We start from the raw sequence: 962 nt of genomic DNA, 5'->3' as shown, positions 1-962 counted from the left end.
CCGACCGTACGGCCACCTTCGCGGATTGCGAAGCGCAGACCTTCTTCCATCGCGATCGGAGCAATCAGCTTCACCGTGATCGACACGTTGTCGCCCGGCATCACCATTTCCTTGTCCTTCGGCAGCTCGATCGAGCCCGTCACGTCCGTCGTACGGAAGTAGAACTGCGGACGGTAGTTGTTGAAGAACGGCGTGTGACGGCCGCCTTCGTCCTTGCTCAGCACGTACACTTCAGCCGTGAAGTGCGTGTGCGGCGTGATCGAACCCGGCTTCGCCAGAACCTGGCCACGCTCCACGTCTTCACGCTTCGTGCCGCGCAGCAGGATACCAACGTTGTCGCCTGCTTGACCTTGGTCCAGCAGCTTGCGGAACATTTCAACGCCCGTGCAGGTCGTCTTCACCGTCGGCTTGATACCGACGATTTCGATTTCTTCGCCGACCTTCACGATGCCGCGCTCGACACGACCCGTCACAACCGTACCACGGCCCGAGATCGAGAACACGTCTTCCACCGGCATCAGGAACGCGCCGTCAACTGCACGCTCCGGCGTCGGGATGTACGTGTCCAGCGCGTCGGCCAGGTTCATGATCGCCACTTCGCCCAGCTCGCCCGTGTCGCCTTCCAGCGCCAGCTTGGCCGAACCCTTCACGATCGGCGTGTCGTCGCCCGGGAAGTCGTACTTCGACAGGAGTTCGCGAACTTCCATCTCGACCAGCTCGAGCAGTTCAGCGTCGTCCACCATGTCGCACTTGTTCAGGAACACGATGATGTACGGAACGCCAACCTGACGCGCCAGCAGGATGTGCTCACGCGTTTGCGGCATCGGGCCGTCTGCTGCCGAGCAAACCAGGATCGCGCCGTCCATCTGCGCTGCGCCCGTGATCATGTTCTTCACATAGTCAGCGTGGCCCGGGCAGTCGACGTGTGCGTAGTGGCGGTTAGCCGTTTCGTACTCGACGTG

General features: G+C 61.6%; 1 protein-coding gene. It reads right to left on the bottom strand.

Features of this window, described 5'->3' with window-relative positions; all coding sequences use genetic code 11:
- Positions 1-962: elongation factor Tu (gene tuf, locus LGN17_RS36425; protein ID WP_226201561.1), on the bottom strand; the 962-nt coding region annotated here is incomplete at both ends.

Source organism: Burkholderia sp. AU30280 (assembly GCF_020420125.1).
Taxonomy (GTDB): Bacteria; Pseudomonadota; Gammaproteobacteria; order Burkholderiales; family Burkholderiaceae; genus Burkholderia.
This window is presented reverse-complemented; position numbering and strand designations above follow the sequence as displayed.